This is a genomic window from Pseudomonas sp. KH_046_1 (genome assembly GCF_057839025.1).
Window position 1 is genome coordinate 5,809,302 of the sequence record NZ_CM174481.1, and the last position, 18,599, is coordinate 5,827,900.

15 protein-coding genes are annotated in these 18,599 nt (G+C 60.9%); 5 read left to right on the forward strand and 10 right to left on the reverse strand.

The window, feature by feature from the left end:
• The first annotated feature begins 129 nt into the window (after window positions 1–129).
• Entirely contained in the window at window positions 130–1,059 is a 930-nt protein-coding gene (locus tag AC3IT9_RS26690) for a LysR family transcriptional regulator (protein WP_150725177.1), read from the forward strand.
• Window positions 1,060–1,286: 227 nt separating this feature from the next.
• On the opposite strand, the gene AC3IT9_RS26695 is transcribed toward AC3IT9_RS26690, so the two are convergent.
• The 10 genes from AC3IT9_RS26695 to bioB form a co-directional block, all read right to left on the reverse strand.
• On the reverse strand, window positions 1,287–3,065 hold the full coding sequence (locus tag AC3IT9_RS26695) for an acyl-CoA dehydrogenase C-terminal domain-containing protein (RefSeq protein WP_150725176.1): 1,779 nt from the start codon (window positions 3,063–3,065) through the stop codon (window positions 1,287–1,289).
• Between the two features lie 175 nt (window positions 3,066–3,240).
• The gene (locus tag AC3IT9_RS26700) at window positions 3,241–5,037 is read right to left on the reverse strand and encodes an acyl-CoA dehydrogenase C-terminal domain-containing protein (RefSeq protein WP_489271367.1); all 1,797 of its coding nucleotides are present in this window, start codon (window positions 5,035–5,037) and stop codon (window positions 3,241–3,243) included.
• 85 nt (window positions 5,038–5,122) lie between these two features.
• On the reverse strand, window positions 5,123–6,415 hold the full coding sequence (locus tag AC3IT9_RS26705; protein WP_489271368.1) for a GGDEF domain-containing protein: 1,293 nt from the start codon (window positions 6,413–6,415) through the stop codon (window positions 5,123–5,125).
• Between the two features lie 198 nt (window positions 6,416–6,613).
• Window positions 6,614–8,419 carry a phenylacyl-CoA dehydrogenase gene (locus AC3IT9_RS26710; protein WP_150756146.1) on the reverse strand — a complete coding sequence of 602 codons (1,806 nt, stop codon included), beginning with the start codon at window positions 8,417–8,419 and terminating at the stop codon, window positions 6,614–6,616.
• A 278-nt stretch (window positions 8,420–8,697) separates the two neighbouring features.
• A complete protein-coding gene (locus tag AC3IT9_RS26715; protein WP_489271369.1) occupies window positions 8,698–8,994 on the reverse strand; it encodes a pyrroloquinoline quinone biosynthesis protein PqqE in 297 nt (98 codons plus the stop codon).
• A gap of 123 nt (window positions 8,995–9,117) precedes the next feature.
• Complete coding sequence (gene bioD, locus AC3IT9_RS26720; RefSeq protein ID WP_150725171.1) at window positions 9,118–9,798, reverse strand: dethiobiotin synthase; 681 nt, start codon at window positions 9,796–9,798, stop codon at window positions 9,118–9,120.
• Complete coding sequence (bioC, locus tag AC3IT9_RS26725; protein ID WP_489271370.1) at window positions 9,795–10,607, reverse strand: malonyl-ACP O-methyltransferase BioC; 813 nt, start codon at window positions 10,605–10,607, stop codon at window positions 9,795–9,797. Before bioC ends, bioD begins: the two co-directional genes overlap by 4 nt.
• Window positions 10,600–11,331, reverse strand: a complete 732-nt coding sequence (locus tag AC3IT9_RS26730) for an alpha/beta fold hydrolase (RefSeq protein ID WP_150725169.1) — start codon at window positions 11,329–11,331, stop codon at window positions 10,600–10,602. The genes bioC and AC3IT9_RS26730 overlap by 8 nt, the downstream gene beginning before the upstream one ends.
• A complete protein-coding gene (bioF, locus tag AC3IT9_RS26735; protein WP_150756150.1) occupies window positions 11,324–12,502 on the reverse strand; it encodes an 8-amino-7-oxononanoate synthase in 1,179 nt (392 codons plus the stop codon). The genes AC3IT9_RS26730 and bioF overlap by 8 nt, the downstream gene beginning before the upstream one ends.
• A 181-nt stretch (window positions 12,503–12,683) precedes the next feature.
• Window positions 12,684–13,739 carry a biotin synthase BioB gene (gene bioB, locus AC3IT9_RS26740; RefSeq protein ID WP_150725167.1) on the reverse strand — a complete coding sequence of 352 codons (1,056 nt, stop codon included), beginning with the start codon at window positions 13,737–13,739 and terminating at the stop codon, window positions 12,684–12,686.
• Window positions 13,740–13,832: 93 nt separating this feature from the next.
• Between bioB and AC3IT9_RS26745 the strand changes: the two genes are divergently transcribed.
• The 4 genes from AC3IT9_RS26745 (at window position 13,833) to AC3IT9_RS26760 (ending at window position 18,541) form a co-directional block, all read left to right on the forward strand.
• The gene (locus AC3IT9_RS26745; protein ID WP_489271371.1) at window positions 13,833–14,573 is read left to right on the forward strand and encodes a ComFC family protein; all 741 of its coding nucleotides are present in this window, start codon (window positions 13,833–13,835) and stop codon (window positions 14,571–14,573) included.
• Window positions 14,574–14,636: 63 nt separating this feature from the next.
• Window positions 14,637–15,401 (forward strand): TOBE domain-containing protein, encoded by a 765-nt coding sequence (locus AC3IT9_RS26750; RefSeq protein ID WP_150756152.1) that lies wholly within the window; start codon window positions 14,637–14,639, stop codon window positions 15,399–15,401.
• Between the two features lie 67 nt (window positions 15,402–15,468).
• Window positions 15,469–17,370, forward strand: a complete 1,902-nt coding sequence (locus AC3IT9_RS26755; RefSeq protein ID WP_489271372.1) for a PhoX family protein — start codon at window positions 15,469–15,471, stop codon at window positions 17,368–17,370.
• Between the two features lie 196 nt (window positions 17,371–17,566).
• Window positions 17,567–18,541: a serine/threonine protein kinase gene (locus AC3IT9_RS26760; protein WP_150756154.1), complete on the forward strand. Its 975-nt coding sequence runs from the start codon at window positions 17,567–17,569 to the stop codon at window positions 18,539–18,541.
• Window positions 18,542–18,599: the final 58 nt, after the last annotated feature.

Here is an 18,599-nt window from a genome sequence, read left to right on the forward strand (position 1 = left end):
AAATACCATCGAAGCAAAGGGTATTCATCGCGCTCTGTGACCCTGTAAGCCCTGTGAATGCGGTTAGACTAGGCTCAGGCGAGGCGTTCAGCCATTTCGATTTCCCAGTATTTTCGATAAGTAACACTTATGGATTTCAAGCAACTGCGTTATTTCGTCGCGGTTTATGAAGAAGGTCACGTCGGCCGGGCCGCCGAGCGCCTGTCCATCTCCCAGCCGGCGCTGTCCCAGCAAATCCGTCACCTCGAACAAAACCTCGATGTGAGCCTGTTCGAGCGCAGCAGCAAACGTCTGTTGCCGACCCTCGCGGCCCATACGCTGTACAACCACGCCCTGCCTTTGCTCGATGGCCTGCAACGGGCACGGGAGGCGCTCGGCAACTTCAAGGGTCAGGCGCTGCGCACCTTGGCCATCGGTGTATTGCAGACCGTGCATACCAGTCTCGTTCCGCAGATGCTCGAACGGGTGCGCAAGGCGCAGCCGCATCTGGTGGTGCAAATCTATGAACTGACCGGCCTGGAAATCGAGCGGCGACTGCTCAACGGTTCTCTGGATATCGGCATCGGCTACCTGCCGCCCCGCCAGCCTGGCTTACATGGCGTGATGCTGTACGAAGATGAACTGACCCTGGTCATCCCGGCAGAGCATCCGCTGCGTGAATTCAAGAAAGTGTCCATGAGTCAGGCTGCCGAACTGCCGATGTTACTGCTGGGCGAGGAATTTCAGATCAGGCAGATCTGGCAGGCACAGCTGACAAGCCTCGGACGTCGCCCACAGGTGCAAGCCGAGCTGAACAACATGGCCGGCATCCTCGACAGCCTGCCGCACACGCGCCTGGCGACAGTGCTGCCCGGTCGCTCGCAAAAGACCCATGGCAACCACGAACTGCTGTGGAAACCCCTGAGCGAACCCCGAGTGCCGCTGAAAGTCGGTTTGGTGTGTCGGGATGTGCAACGGCAGCAGGCCTCGCTGGCATTGCTGCGGACATTGCTGGAAGAGGTGATAAACGGCCCGGATGGGCGCTTGAACGGCGCACAGGCTCTGGATGGGGCTAGCTGAAAACTTTTCTTCAGGCAAAAGAAAACCCCGCCGAAGCGGGGCTTTGCAGACTGTTTCCCTGACATCCATTTCACTCCACCGTCCTGGCAGAATCCTACGTGTCCCTGTTGTTGCTTTGCGCTTCCTGCGCTACGTCCATGTGAAGTAGATTAGCTGTGGATCCAATTTGCATCCATGGGAGAACAGCAGCACGTCATGTAAGAGAATGCTTACATAACGTTACTTCATCAGAATTGTCCTGCATCCAGCAGAAACAACGATTCGCTACCGGCCTTCACTGACGCGCTCAACGAGTGAATGCGCGGCAACAGGCGGGCAAAATAGAACCGCGCCGTGCCCAGTTTGCTGGCATAGAAATCGTCTTGCGCTTCCTTGCCGAAAGCCGCCTTGGCCATCAGTGCCCACATGTAGGCGTACGCCACGTAACCGAACACCTGTAGATACTCGACCGACGCCGCGCCGATTTCGTTCGGATTGCTCTTCGCACGATCCAGCAACCACGCGGTCAGTTCATCGAGGGTGGTCACTGCGTCGTTCAGCGGCTTGGTGAACTCGGCGAGGTCCGTGCTGGCGGTCGCCGTGAAGTGGCGAATCTCGTCGGCGAACAGGTTGTAGAACGCCCCGCCGCTGCCCACGATCTTGCGCCCGACCAGGTCCAGCGCCTGAATGCCGTTGGTGCCTTCGTAGATCTGGGTGATGCGCACGTCACGCACCAGTTGCTCCTGACCCCACTCACGGATGTAACCGTGGCCGCCAAAGACTTGCTGGCCGTGTACGGTGGTTTCCAGGCCGAGGTCGGTCAGGAACGCCTTGGCCACCGGGGTCAGCAACGCCACCAGGTCTTCCGCACGCTTGCGGGTGGTTGCATCTTCGCTGAACTTGGCGGTGTCCAGTTGCATCGCCACGTAGGTGGAGAACGCACGACCACCTTCGTTCGAGGCTTTCATGGTCAGCAGCATGCGACGCACGTCCGGGTGGACGATGATCGGGTCAGCCACTTTGTCCTTGTTCTGCGCGCCGGTTGGCGAACGGCTTTGCAGACGGTCACGGGCGTATTCCACGGCGTTCTGGTACGAGCGTTCGCCAGTGGCCAGGCCCTGGATACCGACACCCAGTCGCTCGTAGTTCATCATGGTGAACATCGCCGCCAGGCCTTTGTTTGGCTCGCCGACCAGATAACCCACGGCTTCATCGAAGTTCATCACGCAGGTCGCGGACGCCTGGATGCCCATCTTGTGTTCGATCGAACCGCAGTTCGCCGGGTTGCGCGCGCCCAGGCTGCCATCGGCATTGACCATGAACTTCGGCACCAGGAACAGCGAAATGCCTTTCGGCCCCGCCGGTGCATCCGGCAGCTTGGCCAGCACCAGGTGGATGATGTTTTCGGTCAGGTCGTGTTCGCCACCGGTGATGAAGATCTTGGTGCCGCTGACCTTGTAGGAGCCGTCGGCCTGAGGCTCGGCTTTGGTACGGATGATCCCCAGGTCTGTACCGGCGTGTGGCTCGGTCAGGCACATGGAACCCGCCCAGATGCCGGCGTACATGTTCGGCAGGTACGCGGCTTTGAGCTCTTCGCTGGCGTGGGCGTTGATCGACAGGCAAGCGCCGGCGGTCAGCATCGGGTACAGGCCGAACGACAGGCTGGCGGAGTTGACCATTTCTTCGACCTGGGCCGAAACGGCTTTGGGCATGCCCATGCCGCCGTAGGACGGATCGCCACCGACACCGACCCAGCCGCCTTCAGCGTAGGTCTGATAGGCCTGTGGGAAACCTGCCGGCGTGGTGACGGCACCGTCCGCCCAATGGCAACCTTCTTCGTCAGCGGCACGGCTCAGCGGTGCGATGCTTTTGCTGGTGACTTTGCCGGCTTCTTCCAGGATGGCTTCGACCGTTTCTGCATCCACGGTTTCAGCCAGTGCAGGCAGTTCGGCCCAGAGTTTGGCGACCTCGAAAACTTCATTGAGGACGAAGCGCATATCGCGCAGGGGCGCTTTGTAGTCAGCCATGGCAAACCTCGCAAGATCTATACAGGTGATTCACAGGAAGAGTGTTTTCGTTGGGTCGGAGTGTACCCCAACAACTTTTGCGACACATAGGGTCAACTCGTGACCATTTTGTTATTTTTAGTCATCAACAAAAAAGCCCGCGCAAGGCGAGCTTCTTTGTAACGGATTTACATGACTAAAGCGCAAACAACTCCGCTGGCAGTTGCATCAGGCAATCGCTACCCGCCTCTATGGCCGCCCGATGAGCAGCAGTGCGTGGCAACAGACGCTTGAAGTAAAACTCATTGGTCGCCAGTTTACCCCGGCAGAAGTCGCCATCGTCGCTGCCCGCATCAAGCTGCGCCTGAGCCACCAGCGCCATGCGCAACCACAGGTAGCCGAGGATGATGTAACCGCTGTACATCAGGTAATCCACCGACGCGGCACCGACTTCGTCCGGGTTTTTCATCGCCGCCATGCCGACCTTGGTGGTCAATTCACCCCACTGCTGGTTCAGTTGATTGAGTTGCGCCACATACCCGGCCAGTTGTGGATGCTCGACGTTCGCCGCGCAGAACTTGTGGACGATCTTGGTGAAGCCGCGCAGCAGCTTGCCCTGGCTGCCGAGCACCTTGCGCCCGAGCAAGTCCAGCGCCTGAATGCCGTTGGTGCCCTCATAGATCGGCGCGATCCGGCAGTCACGGACCAGTTGTTCCATCCCCCATTCGCGAATGAACCCGTGGCCGCCAAACACCTGCATGCCATGGTTGGTCACCTCCAGCCCGGTGTCGGTCATGAAGGCTTTGCAGATCGGCGTGAGGAACGCCAGCAAGTCTTCGGCATCCTGACGCGCCGTTTCATCCGGGCTCAGGTGCGCCACATCCAGTAGCTGCGCGGTGAAGTAGGTCAGCGCGCGGTTGCCTTCGTTGAAGGCTTTCATGGTCAATAACATCCGCCGCACATCAGGGTGCACGATGATCGGGTCGGCGGCTTTTTCCGGCGCTTTCGGGCCGGTCAGCGAGCGCATCTGCAAACGGTCGTTGGCGTATTTGATCGCGCCCTGGAAGCTCGCCTCACCCAGACACAGCCCTTGCATGCCAGTGCCCAGCCGCGCGTGGTTCATCATGGTGAACATGCAGTTGAGGCCCTTGTTCGGCTCGCCGATCAGGAAGCCCTTGGCCTCGTCGAAGTTCAGCACGCAGGTGGCCGAGGCCTTGATGCCCATTTTGTGTTCGATCGAGCCGCAGGACACGCCGTTGCGCTCGCCCGCTTCGCCCGTCGCATCGGGCAGGAACTTGGGCACGATGAACAGCGAAATGCCTTTGGTCCCGGCCGGAGCGTCAGGCAACTTGGCAAGCACCAAATGAATGATGTTGGCGCTCATGTCGTGCTCGCCGGCGGAGATGAAGATCTTGCTGCCGGAGATCGCGTAACTGCCATCGACCGCAGGTACGGCGCGGGTCTTGATGATGCCCAGGTCAGTGCCGCAATGGGCTTCGGTCAGGCACATGGTGCCGGTCCATTGGCCAGCGGTGAGCTTCTTCAAATAGGTCTGCTTCTGCGCCTCGGTGCCGTGGGCGTGGATCGCCGACATCGCACCGTGGGTCAGGCCGGGGTACATGCCCCATGAGGTGTTGCTGGAACCCACCATCTCGCTGATCACCAGGCCCAGAGAGATCGGCAACCCTTGACCGCCGTAAAGCGGATCCGCCGCCAGGCCATGCCAGCCGCCCTCGACATACTGGGCGAATGCCTGCTTGAAGCCCGCCGGCGTGGTGACCACGCCATTGTCGAAATGGCAGCCCTCTTCATCGCCACTGCGGTTGAGCGGCGACAGCACGTTTTCGCAGAACTTCGCCCCTTCTTCGAGGATCGCATCGACCATGTCCGGGCTGGCATCGGTGGCCCCCAGCGCGGCGTAGTTACTGTGAAAGTCGAAGACGTGGTCGATCAGAAAGCGCATGTCGCGCAAGGGAGCTTTGTACTCGGGCATGGTCATTCTCCGTCGGCAGATTTCTCCAACCTACTGCTGCCGACCACGCCTCACAATCACTTTGCGCTCGCTGAATGCGCCATCATCACTCAACCGTAGCGGCGTCCATGCGCACGGCGCCACGGCGGTTCTGCCCGAACGCCATCACGCAGTTGCGCCCGGCGCCCTTGGCGCTGTAGAGCGCCTGGTCAGCGGACTTGAGCACCTCTTCGGTGGTGCGTTGATCGATCCGTTCGGCAACGCCGATACTGACTGTCACCGATACACTCGACGCACCCGAACCGGCACGCCGCTGGCGCCCCTGACTATCGTCCTGCGGGCGGTTTTCCTGGTTTCGCAGTTGAATGTTGTAAGTGGCGATGGACTCGCGGATGACTTCCAGGTGCGGCATGCACTCTTCGAGAGTCTTGCCTGCAAACACCAGGGCAAATTCCTCGCCGCCATAGCGATACGCCTTACCGCCGCCGCCGATTTTCGACAGCTTGCTGGCCACCAGCCGCAGCACCTGGTCGCCGACGTCGTGGCCGTAGGTATCGTTGAATTTCTTGAAGTGGTCGACGTCGCTCATGGCCAACACGTAGTTGCGCCCCAACCGTTGCATGCGTTCATTCAGCGCACGACGGCCCGGCAACCCGGTCAGTTCGTCGCGGAAGGCCATTTGATAGGCTTCGTGGGCAACGGCGGCGGCGATCATCAGCATCACCTGGCTGCACATGATGTTCAGCGTGAATGGCAAGATGAAGGTTTTCGGCAACATCCAGAACAACCCGAGCAGCCCCACCCATTGCGCGGCATGCAGCGGGCGCGGGTTGCGCCAGTATTGCCAGGCCAGCAGCAGGAACGCCGCAATGAACACCGGATAGGACAACTGGATCAGGCTCATCCAGGCGCCATGCAAGGCAGGCCAGCGAATCTCCGACAGCCAGATCAGCAGCGCATGTGGATAACTTTGCTCAAGCCCCAGCGCCACGCTGCCGACCGCGAGCAAGACCGCAAATCGCGCCACCATGTCCTGGAACAGATGGGTGCGCTCCCGCCACGCCGCGAACACGCCAAACAGCAGCGGCAGCAGCAGGCAACACAAATGAAAGACCACGGCGGCATCGTCACGCACCTTGCCGTTGTCGCGGTAATAGTCGGTCTGGGTGTCGAGCAGAAAGTAGGCGATGTACACCGTGACCATCAGAAACAGTTCACGCTGGCGTCGGTACACCGCGCAATAGGCGCCACCGAGCAACAACACCAGGGTGGGCAGCACGTTGAACAGCGACGTGAAGAAGACGTTCAGATCCTTGATGTATGCAGCCGCAAGCCCCGCCAGCAACAGCACTAATGACGGCAGGAAATGGCTGAAACGCACAGCGGAAGAACGCAGCAAGGGTAAAGCTCCGACCCGTCAGTTCAATAGATGGCAATGTGCCAACTACTGTAACGGCAGAAAGTCCGAGTTGCTGAGTGAATTACTGAGGTATTTTTCAAAGGGCGTTACAAGTATTTTTTCCACCGACAACCTTTAAAGCAAAAAAAGCCGCTGGTCCCGAAGGCGCAGCGGCTTTTTCAAGTACTTCGTTAAGGCTTAGTAGCCCAGGTCGAAGTTCTCTTCTTTCATGTCCATCAGGTTGTTGGCGCCCGACAGCATGGTTACGACGTGAGTGCGGGTACGCGGCAGGATGCGCTGGAAGTAGAAACGCGCAGTCTGCAGCTTGGCGGTGTAGAACGCCTCTTCGGAAGTGCCGGCAGCCAGTTTCTCGGCCGCCAGGCGCGCCATGTCAGCCCAGAAGTAGGCCAGGCAGGCGTAACCGGAGTACATCAGGTAGTCCACGGAGGCCGCGCCGACTTCTTCGCGATCTTTCATGGCGGCCATACCGACCTTCATGGTCAGCTCGCCCCATTCCTTGTTCAGCGCTGCCAGCGGAGCGACGAACTCTTGAACCGCTTCGTTGCCTTCGTTGGTCTGGCAGAACTTGTGGACGATCTTGGTGAAGCCTTTCAGAGCCTCGCCTTGGGTCATCAGCACTTTACGGCCCAGCAGGTCGAGTGCCTGGATACCGGTGGTGCCTTCGTACAGCATCGAGATGCGGCTGTCGCGGACGTTCTGCTCCATGCCCCACTCGGCGATGAAGCCGTGACCACCGTAGATCTGCACGCCATGGTTGGCCGATTCAAAACCGACTTCGGTCATGAAGGCTTTGGCGATTGGCGTCATGAAAGCCAGCAATGCGTCGGCTTTCTTTTTCTCTTCTTCGTCCACGCCGTACTTGACGATGTCGACCTGCTTGGCGGTGAAGTAAACCATCGCACGATTGCCTTCGGCGAATGCCTTCATGGTCAACAGCATGCGGCGTACGTCAGGGTGGACGATGATCGGGTCAGCGGCTTTGTCCGGCGCTTTCGGGCCAGTCAGCGAGCGCATTTGCAGACGGTCGCGAGCGTATTTCAGGCCGCCCTGGAAACCGACTTCGGCGTGGGCCAGGCCTTGCAGCGCGGTACCCAGACGTGCGGTGTTCATGAAGGTGAACATGCAGTTCAGGCCTTTGTTCGCCGGGCCGATCAGGAAACCGGTAGCGCCGTCGAAGTTCATCACGCAGGTGGCGTTGCCGTGGATGCCCATCTTGTGTTCCAGGGAACCGCAGGACACTGCGTTACGCGCGCCAACCGAACCATCGGCGTTCGGCATGAACTTCGGCACGATGAACAGGGAGATGCCTTTGGTGCCAGCCGGTGCATCCGGCAGGCGGGCCAGTACGATGTGGACGATGTTGTCGGCCATGTCGTGTTCACCGGCCGAGATGAAGATCTTGGTGCCGGAAACCTTGTAGGAACCGTCGGCCTGAGGCTCGGCCTTGGTGCGCAGCATGCCAAGGTCAGTGCCGCAGTGCGGCTCGGTCAGGCACATGGTGCCGGTCCACTCGCCGGAAACCAGCTTGGTCAGGTAAGCCTCTTGCTGCTCAGGGGTGCCGTGCTCGGAGATGGTGTTCATCGCACCGTGCGACAGGCCTGGGTACATGCCCCACGACCAGTTGGACTCGCCAACCATTTCGCTGATGGCCAGACCCAGGGACTCCGGCAGGCCTTGGCCGCCGTGCTCTACGTCGTGAGCCAGACTCGGCCAGCCGCCTTCGACGAATTGCTTGTAGGCTTCCTTGAAGCCAGTCGGGGTCTTGACGCCGGACTCGCTCCAGGTGCAACCCTCGATGTCGCCCACGCGGTTCAGCGGAGCCAGTACCTGCTCACAAAACTTGGCGCCTTCCTCGAGAATGGCGTCAACCATGTCCGGAGTTGCGTCGGCACAAGCCGGAAGGCTCTGATAGTGCGCTTCGTAGCCGAGCAGCTCGTCACGAACGAAGCGAATATCACGCAAGGGGGCCTTGTAGTCAGGCATAGCGATAAACCTCTGCTGATGTAACCGGGAATGAACGACCGCATGGATTTGTTGTTGCGATCAAACAGTTGTTTGAAACATACGTTTACGCCCAAATCTTGTCAAGCGTCGATCTTTTGCCGTTCGTCATCGCAGGTTTGGACACACAGGCACACGACAGCGCAGCCGCGCTTTCGAAGCAGCCCGCCACACTGAAAAGATTAGTTGAGCAAGAAAGACTTACGCAGAAAAACGCCGCGAACAGACGCGGCGCAGGAGAGTGCGGATTCTTTAAAGAATCAAGCGTAGGTATCGATCAACGTCCCGAGCACTTCGTCGGCTGCCTTGGCGACTTTCACGCCCAGCTCCGCCTGCATCTTGCCTTGGGCCAATTCGACCACGTTGCTGGCCAGGTCCGATTGCTGGCTGCGATCAACCGATCGCAGACGATCGACCTGCGCCTCGGAAGACTGACTGGTGACCGAACGCTCGATCGTCGTGTTGGCGATCTGCCCAGCGGCTTGATCGACACGGTTCTGCCCTGTCTGAAGAGTGCTCAGACCGGCATAAAAAGCGGTGCTTCCTGAGATTTCCATGGGAGAACTCGTCCTTGCAAAGGATCAACAGCGGCCATTGAAGCAGAGTGGCCGGCAAAACACTCGACAAAAACACTAATGGCACAGTGCCTTGTCATAGGCAAAGCCCGCATGCGACAAACCTCAGTCCAACAGGTCCAGTTGCAAGTGCTCGGCCACTGCCTCGGCCGTAACGGACTTGAGTTTAGGCACACGCCCCAGACACGGCGCCGGGATGCGCTCGGCAAGGGTGGCCAGGTTTTCTTCCAGCCGCGAGGTCTTGGGGTCGATGATATTGGCCACCCATCCCGCCAGCTGCAAACCATCCCGGGCAATCGCTTCGGCGGTCAACAAGGCATGGCTGATGCACCCCAGCCGCACGCCGACCACCAGGATCACCGGCAGCTTCAATGCGATGGCCAGGTCCGACAGATTGTCCTGATCCGCCAAGGGTACGCGCCAGCCGCCAGCGCCTTCGATCAGGGTGAAGTCCGCCTGCATGCTCAAAATCTGCCGCATCGGCGCCAGCAACGACTGCACCGTCAGCGCCACGCCCGCCTCTCGCGCCGCCAGATGCGGGGCAATCGCCGGTTCGAAGGCCATCGGATTGACCTGTGCATAGGTCAGCGGCAGCGAACACTCCGCCAGCAAGGCCAGTGCATCGGCGTTGCGCAAGCCTTTGGGCGTCACATCACAACCGGACGCGACCGGCTTGCCCGCCGCCGTGCTCAAACCCGCCGAACGCGCCGCATGCAGCAGCCCCGCGGCGACCGTGGTTTTACCGACATCGGTATCCGTGCCGGCGACGAAATAGGCTGCGCTCATAAGGGTTTCTCCAAAACGGCGTACACCACTTGATAAGTCGCCGGCAGTCCCTGGGCCTGACGAAACTGCTCGTAAGCCTCAATCAGACCCAGAATTCGCGCCCGGCCGGTCAAGCCACCGGGCCGCCCGGGATTGAGATTGTGCGCACCCAACGCCTTGAGTTCATGGGTCAGGCTGCGCACATCCGGGTAATGCAGCACGTGCGCGAGGTTTTGCAGACTGAGCACCCTCAAGCCGCTGGCCGCACACAACTGCTGATAAACACCAAACGCCCGGAAGCGATTGACGTGCACCATGCCGTCGACCTGCCGCCAGCTGTCGCGCAATTCGAACAATGTCCCTACACACAGACTAGCAAACGCGAAAATGCCACCCGGTTTCAGCACCCGAAAGGCTTCACCGAGCACCGAGTCGAAGTCTGCGCACCACTGCACCGCCAGGCTGGAGAAGATCAGGTCGCAGGTCGAATCCTGCAGTGGCAATCGCTCGGCATCGCCGGCCACGAAGTGCGCGGCACCGCCCAATGGCCGGGCGTGGTTGAGCATGCCCTCGGCGATGTCCAGCGCCACACCGTGACTGCTCGGGAACTGCTCACCCAAGGCACGACTGAAATGCCCGGTGCCGCAGCCCAGATCCAGCCAGCGCTGCGGTACAAAGTCCTGCGGCAAGCGCTTGAGCAATTGGCTGCCGACATTACGCTGCAACTCGGCCACGCTGTCATAGCTGGCCGCCGCGCGGGAGAATGATGCTGCTACCTGGCGCTTGTCAGGCAAGGCGCCGGGCAGGTTGGGAAAGGATAGATCAGTCATCGCCGGACTCATGCAAAAAGGCCTGGATCGCCCCCGCCACACCGTGGGGATCCTCCAGGAGAAACGCGTGGCTGGCCTGTTCAATCAGACCGATTTCGACATCCGGCAGCAATGCCAACAACTCGCCCGCCGCTTGCGCCGGCACCAGCCCGTCGAGGCCGGCGAACAGATGCAGTTGCGGACCGCGGAACGCTTGTAAAGCCTGTCGGGTATCCAGTTGCGCGAGCACTTGCAGACCACTGAGCAGCACCGGCGCGGCGGTGTTCGGGGCGCCACCGAGCAACAACCGCGACAATCCGCGCGGGTCTTCGGCGCCCTGGGCGCAGAGCAGTGAAAAGCGTTTCAACGTCGCGCGCGGATCGGCTTCGCATCCCGCCAGAAACGCATCGAAGGTTTCCCCGGGCATGGCGCTTGACCATTGTTCATGAGCGACAAAAGAAGCATTGCTGGCCAGGGTGAACACACCACAACAGCGATCGCCACGCCGGGCCGCCAACTCGCAGGCGAGCATGCCGCCCAATGACCAACCGCCAAGCCAGGCGTCTTGCGGCAAGGTCGAATCAAGCTCATCGAGCCACTCTTCAAGATCGCTCGACGCCAGTTCCGGCAACGGCTCGATCTCGACGTGCAGGTGCTCATCCAGGCCTCGCAAGGCCGCCGCCAGAGGCTCCAGCGGTGAAACGCCAAGACCCCAGCCGGGCAGCAGAATCAGACGATCACGCATGGCTTGGCTCCGGCTTCAGTTGTTGAAAACAATCGGCCAGTCCGTTTAACAATAGCTGTACCTGGGCTTCACTGTGGGCAGCCGTCAGCGTGACCCGCAGCCGGGCACTGCCGGCGGGTACGGTCGGTGGGCGAATCGCGGTCACCATCAAACCGCGTTCGCGCAGCATCTGCGAAAGACGCACCGCACGCCCCGCGTCCCCGATCATGATCGGCTGGATCGGCGTGAAGCTGTCCATGAGTTCCAGGCCAATCTGTTCGGCACCGTGGCGGAACTGGCGGATCAGCGTCTGCAAATGCTCGCGGCGCCAGTGTTCGCTGCGCAGCAGTTCCAGGCTTTTCAACGTGGCGCAGGCCAGCGCAGGTGGCTGGCTGGTGGTGTAGATGTAGGGACGGGCGAACTGGATCAGGCTTTCGATCAGCTCTTCGCTGCCAGCCACAAAGGCACCCGCCGTACCGAACGCCTTGCCGAGGGTGCCGACCAGCACCGGAACGTCATCCTGGCTCAAGCCGAAGTGTTCGACGATACCACCACCGTTGGCACCCAGCGGTCCAAAACCATGGGCATCGTCGACCATCAACCAGGCGCCTTTGGCCTTGGCTTCTCGGGCCAGCGCTGGCAAGTCGGCGATATCACCGTCCATGCTGAACACGCCGTCGGTGACCACCAGCGTATTGCCGGTGGCTTTTTCCAGGCGTTTGGCCAGGCTCACCGCGTCGTTGTGCAGATAACGATTGAACCGCGCACCGGACAACAGCCCTGCGTCGAGCAGCGACGCATGATTGAGCCGGTCTTCGAGCACCGTATCACCCTGCCCCACCAGCGCCGTGACCGCGCCGAGGTTGGCCATGTAGCCGGTGGTGAACAGCAACGCGCGCGGGCGACCGGTCAGGTCGGCCAACGCTTCTTCCAGGGCATGGTGCGGGGAGCTATGGCCGATGACCAGATGTGATGCCCCTCCGCCCACCCCCCACTTCGAAGCGCCGGCACGCCAGGCTTCGATCACTTGCGGATGATTGGCCAGGCCCAGGTAGTCGTTGTTACAGAACGCCAGCAACGGCTGGCCATCGACCACCACTTGCGGCCCCTGCGGGCTTTCCAGCAGCGGACGCTGGCGGTAGAGGTTTTCGGCACGACGGGCGGCAAGGCGTGCGGCGAGATCGAAAGACATGCAGGCCTCGGACAGTCAGATCACATAAATCAGGGTAGGCACACAATCCAATGTGGGAGCGGGCTTGCTCGCGAAGACTGACTGACATTCAACATCGATGTCGACTGAACCGACGCTTTCGCGAGCAAGCCCGCTCCCACAGGTGGTTTTGCATTCCACTCAGAGGAGTCGGTGGATGGACTCAAACCGCCGCGTTATAGAACTGCTCGCTGCTCTTCTGCTCCACCAGCGCCTGCTCGATAGCTGCCTGATGCACTTCATCGGCATGCTCTTCGCGGGCTTCCGGCAGGATGCCCAGGCGAGAGAACAGTTGCATGTCCTTGTCGGCCTGCGGGTTGGCGGTGGTCAGCAGTTTGTCGCCGTAGAAAATCGAGTTGGCACCGGCGAAGAACGCCAGGGCCTGCATCTGCTCGTTCATGGCTTCGCGGCCGGCGGACAGGCGCACGTGGGATTGCGGCATCAGGATGCGCGCGACGGCGAGCATGCGGATGAAGTCGAACGGATCGACGTCGTCGGCATTTTCCAGCGGCGTACCGGCGACTTTCACCAGCATGTTGATCGGCACCGACTCCGGATGCTCCGGCAGGTTGGCCAGCTGGATCAGCAGGTTGGCGCGGTCGTCCAGCGACTCGCCCATGCCGAGAATGCCGCCGGAACAGATCTTCATCCCCGACTCACGCACATAGGCCAGGGTCTGCAGGCGCTCACTGTAGGTGCGGGTGGTGATGATGCTGCCGTAGAACTCAGGCGAGGTGTCGAGGTTGTGGTTGTAATAGTCGAGGCCGGCATTGGCCAGCGCTTCGGTCTGCTCCTGATCCAGGCGACCGAGGGTCATGCAGGTTTCCAGACCCATGGCCTTCACGCCTTCGACCATTTTCAACACGTACGGCATGTCCTTGGCCGACGGGTGTTTCCACGCCGCGCCCATGCAGAAGCGGGTCGAGCCGATGGCCTTGGCACGAGCGGCCTCCTCGAGGACCTTCTGCACTTCCATCAGTTTTTCTTTTTCCAGGCCGGTGTTGTAGTGACCGGACTGTGGACAATATTTGCAATCTTCCGGGCAGGCGCCGGTTTTGATCGACAGCAGGGTCGACACCTGGACGCGGTTGGCGTCGAAATGCGCACGGTGCACCGTCTGCGCCTGGAACAGCAGGTCATTGAATGGCTGAACGAAGAGTGCTTTGACTTCGGCCAAAGTCCAGTCATGACGCAGGGTTGCAGTGGTGCTGGCACTCATGGGCGTTTCCTTTGAATTATGCTTTGGCATGCGGCTGGGTAATGGAATGTCACAGCCGCTTCACAGTTGTTTCGGCATATTTAAGGAAGAGCGATGCGCTGTCAACCACGATACGAAGGACCGGTTTACATCTGGTTAAAAAACAAACAATCATGCCTTTTGTGCGATGAACCGTCCGACGGCATCCCTCCTGTCTGCACGGCCTGCGAAATTGAGTTGCCCTGGCTCGGCGATCACTGCCTGACCTGCGCCCTGCCGCTCCCGACTGCGGGCCTGACCTGCGGCCATTGCCTGAAGCAGCCGCCGGCCTTCGAACAGGTCATTGCGCCGTGGACCTACAGCTTTCCGGTAGACAGCCTGATCACCCGCTTCAAACACAACGCCAAGTGGCCATTTGGCCGCCTGCTCGCCGAACTTCTCGTTCAATACCTGCAACATCGCTTCGAAGACGATCTGCAGCGCCCCGATGCGCTGATCCCGGTACCGCTGGCCAACCGACGCCTGCGCCAGCGCGGGTTCAATCAGGCGGCGATGCTGGCTCGCTGGTTGAGTGCGAGTCTCGATATCCCTTGCGACGAACGATTGCTGCTACGCACCCAAGACACCGACGCTCAACAGGCCTTGAACGCCCAAGACCGCCGAAAAAACCTGCGCAACGCTTTCGCCCTGGCACCCGGCGCCGTCGTCAAAGGCCTGCACCTGGCCCTGGTCGACGACGTACTGACCACCGGCGCCACGGCCCAGGCCCTGGCTCGCCTGCTGATGGACGCCGGTGCGGCGAGGGTCGACGTCTATTGCCTGGCCCGTACGCCCAAACCCGGCGAGACACCCTGACTTGACTCGCGCGGCCCAAGCGACCAACGTCCTCACCATCGTCACCACCCAAAGCGACTTGTCATGTCTTTGCCAACCTTGTTGTCCCAGCACATTGTCCGCCGTCCGCAGCGCATCGCCCTGCTGCAGCACATCGCCGAACAAGGCTCGATCACCCGCGCGGCCAAAAGCGCGGGCCTGAGCTACAAGGCCGCTTGGGATGCGATCGATGAGCTGAACAACCTGGCGCAGAAGCCGCTGGTGGAGCGGATCGTCGGCGGCAAGGGCGGCGGCGGTGCGCGCCTGTCCAACGAAGGTGAGCGGGTGTTGCGCCTGTACCAGAAGCTGCAAGCCTTGCAGGCCCAGGTGCTGGAAGCTGCTGAAGACGCGAGCGACCTCGACCTGCTCGGGCGCCTGATGCTGCGCACCAGCGCGCGCAACCAGTTGCACGGCAAGGTGGTGGCGATCGAACCTCAGGGGCGCAACGACCTGATTCGTCTGGAAGTTGCCGAAGGCGTGATCGTCGCCGCGCAAATCACCCACGACAGCACCGAGCGCCTGGAGCTGCAAATCGGCAGCGAAGTCGTGGCATTGATCAAGGCCGGCTGGCTCGACGTGCTGGAAATCGACTCCGTCGAAACCCCTGGACACAATTGCCTCAGCGGCATCATCGAAAAAATTCTCGACGCCGACGATGGCCCCAGCGAAGTGCGCATCACCCTGCCCAACGGCCTGACGCTGTGCGCATTGGCCGAATCGAGGCATCTGCAGGCATTGGGGCTGACGTCCGGCAAACCGGTGCGCGTGGAGTTTTCGCCGTCCAGGGTTCTGCTGGGCACGCCGCTTTAAACAAAACTGCAACAAAAGGTTCATTACTCTTCATTAAGGTGTCTGCACAAATCGCAGGGAGCCTGAAATGGGCCTATTAGAAGAAAACCAGTCCACCGACCTCGAAAACATGGTCGGCCTCAGCCGTCGCGGCTTCATCAGCGCAGGTGCCCTGTGCGGCGCGGCGATGTTCCTCGGCGGCAACCTGCTGAGCCGCAGCGTGATGGCCGCCAGCGTCAGCGCCGGCAACAGCCAGTTACTGGGCTTCGACAGCATTGCCGCCGCCACCAGCGATTCCATCACCCTGCCAGCGGGCTACAAGTCCTCGGTGCTGATCAGCTGGGGTCAGCCTCTGCACAAGGACGGCCCCGCGTTCGACCCGAGCGGCAACGGCAGCGCCGAACATCAGGAAGCCCAGTTCGGCGACAACAACGACGGCATGAGCCTGTTCGAATTTCCGGGTGAAAAAGACCGGGCGCTGATGGCGATCAACAACGAATACACCAACTACCGCTACCTCTACGCCCACGGCGGCATGCCGCAATCGGCGCAAGAAGTGCGCAAGGCGCTGGCCTGCGAAGGTGTGTCGGTGATTGAAGTACAGCGCAAGAACGGCCAATGGCAATTCGTCCAGGGCTCGCGCTACAACCGCCGCATTCACGGCAACGCACCGATCACCCTGAGCGGCCCGGCCGCCGGACATACCCTGCTCAAAACCAGCGCCGATCCGCACGGCAAGAACGTCCTCGGCACGTTCCAGAACTGCGCCAATGGCAAGACGCCGTGGGGCACCTATCTGACCTGTGAAGAGAACTTCACCGACTGCTTCGGCAGCAGTAACGCCGAGCAGAAATTCGACCCGGCGCAAAAACGCTACGGCGTGGTGGCCACCAGCAAAGAGATCAACTGGCACCAGCACGACGAGCGCTTCGACATGGCGAAGAACCCCAACGAACTCAACCGTCACGGCTGGGTGGTGGAGATCGATCCGTTCGATCCGAAATCGACTCCGGTCAAACGCACAGCCCTGGGGCGCTTCAAACACGAAAACGCAGCCCTTGCGGAAACTGGCGACGGTCATGCCGTGGTGTACATGGGCGACGACGAACGCGGGGAGTTCATCTACAAATTCGTCAGCCGCGACAAGATCGACCACAAGAACCCCAAGGCCAACCGCGACATTCTCGACCACGGCACCCTGTACGTGGCGCGTTTCGATGCGGGCGACGGCAACGTCGATCACCCGAAAGGCCAAGGTGAATGGATCGAACTGACCCACGGTAAAAACGGCATCGACGCCAGCAGCGGTTTTGCCGATCAGGCCGAAGTGCTGATCCACGCCCGTCTCGCCGCCAGTGTGGTGAAAGCCACGCGCATGGACCGCCCGGAATGGATCGTGGTCAGCCCCAAGGATGGCCAGGTCTACTGCACGCTGACCAACAACGCTAAACGCGGCGAAGAAGGGCAACCGGTGGGCGGGCCAAACCCTCGCGAGAAGAACGTCTACGGACAGATCCTGCGCTGGCGCACCGAGCGTGACGATCACGGCTCGAAAACTTTTGCCTGGGACCTGTTCGTCGTCGCCGGTAATCCGGGTGTTCACGCCGGCACACCAAAAGGCGGGTCGTCGAACATCACGCCGCAGAACATGTTCAACAGCCCGGACGGGCTGGGCTTCGACAAGGCCGGGCGCTTGTGGATTCTCACCGATGGCGATTCGAGCAACGCCGGAGACTTTGCCGGCATGGGCAACAACCAGATGCTCTGTGCCGACCCGGTAACTGGCGAGATTCGCCGCTTCATGGTTGGCCCGGTAGGTTGTGAAGTGACGGGGATCAGCTTCTCGCCGGATCAGAAGACCCTGTTTGTCGGGATCCAGCACCCGGGCGAAAATGGTGGTTCGACCTTCCCAGAGCACCTGCCCAATGGCAAACCGCGGTCTTCGGTGATGGCGATTTCGCGGGAAGATGGCGGGATCGTCGGCGCCTGACAGACCCTCATCGCGAGCAAGCTCGCTCCCACAGGATTGGCGCGATTTCAAATCTGGCGCATGACCTGTGGGAGCGAGCTTGCTCGCGATGGCGTCAGCGCAAACAACGCACATCTCAAGCCCACCCCCTAAAACCGCGCCGTCTGCGCTACCATGCCTGGCCGGACGCAGCAGCCTGCTGCGCGCAGGAGTCAGCATGGCCCACCCGTTTGAAACCCTCACACCAGACCTCGTGCTCGATGCCGTCGAAAGCATCGGCTTTCTCAGCGACGCGCGCATCCTGGCCCTCAACAGCTACGAGAACCGCGTCTATCAAGTCGGTATCGAAGACGCCGAGCCGCTGATCGCCAAGTTCTACCGGCCGCAACGCTGGAGCAACGAAGCGATTCTGGAAGAGCACCAGTTCACCGCCGAACTCGCCGACTGCGAGGTGCCGGTCGTGGCGCCGTTGATCCACAATGGCGAAACCCTGCACGAACACAACGGATTCCGTTTTACCCTGTTCCCCCGCCGTGGCGGCCGCGCGCCGGAGCCGGGCAACCTCGATCAGCTGTATCGCCTGGGCCAGTTGCTCGGGCGGCTGCATGCGGTCGGATCGACCCGGCCATTCGAGCACCGTGAAGCACTGGCGGTGAAAAATTTCGGCCATGACTCGCTGGCCACGTTGCTCGACGGCAATTTCATCCCCCGCAGCCTGCTGCCGGCCTACGAATCTGTGGCCCGCGATCTGCTCAAGCGTGTGGAAGATGCCTACAGCAACACGCCGCACCAGAACATCCGCATGCACGGTGACTGCCACCCCGGCAACATGATGTGCCGCGACGAGATGTTCCATATCGTCGACCTCGACGACTGCCGCATGGGTCCGGCGGTGCAGGACATCTGGATGATGCTCGCCGGCGATCGTCAGGATTGCCTGAGCCAGTTGTCGGAACTGATGGACGGCTACAACGAGTTCCACGACTTTGACCCCCGTGAACTCGCCTTGATCGAACCGTTGCGCGCCTTGCGCCTGATGCACTACAGCGCCTGGCTCGCCCGCCGCTGGGAAGACCCGGCCTTCCCCCGCAGTTTCCCGTGGTTCGGCACCGAGCGTTATTGGGGGGATCAGGTGTTGGCGTTGCGCGAGCAGTTGGCCGCGCTCCAGGAAGAGCCACTGAAACTCTTCTGACTCACCCGCCCCCCCTGTAGGAGCGAGCCTGCTCGCGATGGACGTCAACGATAACGCG